The following is a 1,352-nucleotide window of genomic DNA, read 5'->3' as shown; positions in this document are numbered from 1 at the left end:
GTCGGGGGCGCCGTCGGGGCCGGGGATGGTCCGGTCCTCCCAGGTGACCGCCCGCCCGGCGGCCTGTGTCGCCATGGGCGGGATGATGGTCGCGAAGTGGTCGCGGTTGGCGTGGATCGTCTCGGCGCGCAGCGGGATCACCTCGACGAGGTCGACGAACGCGGTCAGCCCCGGGACGAGCGCGGGGTCGTACGGCACCGGCGCGGGGGCGGTCATCGGGCTTCCAGCCAGATCCGGCGCAGCCAGGAGGCGCGGGTGGCGAGGGCCGCGCGCGAGATCTCGGCATCCGGCATGTACATGTCGAAGCCGTGCGCGCCACCGCCCCACACGTGCAACTCCGCCTGACCGCCGGTGGCCCAGATGCGCAGCGCGTACTCGGTGTCCTCGTCGCGGAAGGCCTCCGCCTCGCCGACCTCGATGAAGGCGGGTGGGAGGGAGGCGAGGTCGGTCGCACGGCTCGGAGCGGCGTACGCCGGGGCTTCCGGGCTGAAGGCGAGGTCGTCGCCGAGCACGCACGACCAGGCGAGCAGGTTCATCTCCCGCTGCCAGGTACCGATGCCGTCGTACTGGCGGCTCGCGACACTGGTGTTCGTGTTGTCGATCATCGGGCACAGCAGCAGCTGCCCTGCCATGACCGGTCCGCGCCGGTCGCGGGCCATCAGCGCGACGGCCGCCGTGAGGCCACCACCGGCGCTGCCGCCTCCGACCACGATGCGATCGGGGTCGATCCCGAGGTCGGCGGCGTGGGCGTGCACCCAGAGGAAGGCGGCGTAGCAGTCTTCGACTCCGGCCGGGAAAGGGTCCTCCGGCGCAAGACGGTACTCGACGTTCACTGCGACGACGTGGTGCTCGGCGACGATGTCGACCACGCGGCCGGTCTCCCAGGAGCGGTGTCCGACGATCATGCCCCCACCGTGGATGTTCACGAAGCCGGGGAGCACCTCGTGCGCGGTGCCGACGGGACGGAACACCGTGATCTCGATGTCAGGGGCGCCGGCGGGGCCGGGGATGATCCGGTCCTCCCACTCGATCGCACGTCCGGCGATCACGGCGTCGTTGTCGGGGAACATGCGGTCGGTGCCCTCGCGCGGGAGGGTGTCGCGGGTCAGCGCTGGCTGCGGGTTCCTGTCGAGCTCATCGAGCACGGCCTGCACCTCGGGGTCGAACGGCACGGGGGTGAGGGTGGGGCGTCCGGTGGCGGTGGCGGTGGGGGTGGTCATGGGTCTCCTTGCGAGGCTTCGGGCGGGCACGGTCGCGGGGCGGTGTTCAGGGGCCCTCGGGGTCGACGACGTCGCGGTCGGCCCAGAACGGTTCGACGAGTTCGCGGAGCGTCGTGGCGCCGACGCGCTCGA

At 72.3% G+C, this 1,352-nt stretch carries 1 protein-coding gene and 1 pseudogene; both read right to left on the bottom strand.

Going from position 1 to position 1,352, the window contains the following annotated elements; all coding sequences use genetic code 11:
* A pseudogene (locus DSP71_RS22200) lies at positions 1 to 216 on the bottom strand (alpha/beta hydrolase); the annotation flags it as partial.
* Positions 213 to 1,220: an alpha/beta hydrolase gene (locus DSP71_RS09800; RefSeq protein WP_113680986.1), complete on the bottom strand. Its 1,008-nt coding sequence runs from the start codon at positions 1,218 to 1,220 to the stop codon at positions 213 to 215. The gene DSP71_RS09800 and the pseudogene DSP71_RS22200, both read right to left, overlap by 4 nt.
* Positions 1,221 to 1,352 lie beyond the last annotated feature (132 nt).

The organism is Microbacterium sp. H6 (genome assembly GCF_003314775.1).
GTDB lineage: Bacteria > Actinomycetota > Actinomycetes > Actinomycetales > Microbacteriaceae > Microbacterium > Microbacterium oxydans.
The sequence above is the reverse complement of the archived record's forward strand: the minus strand, read 5'-3'. Positions and strand labels throughout refer to the sequence as shown.

Coding starts and splice junctions, on each gene's coding strand:
- DSP71_RS09800 (WP_113680986.1), bottom strand. CDS start 1,220: ATGACCACCCCCACCGCCACCGCCACCGGACGCCCCACCCTCACCCCC.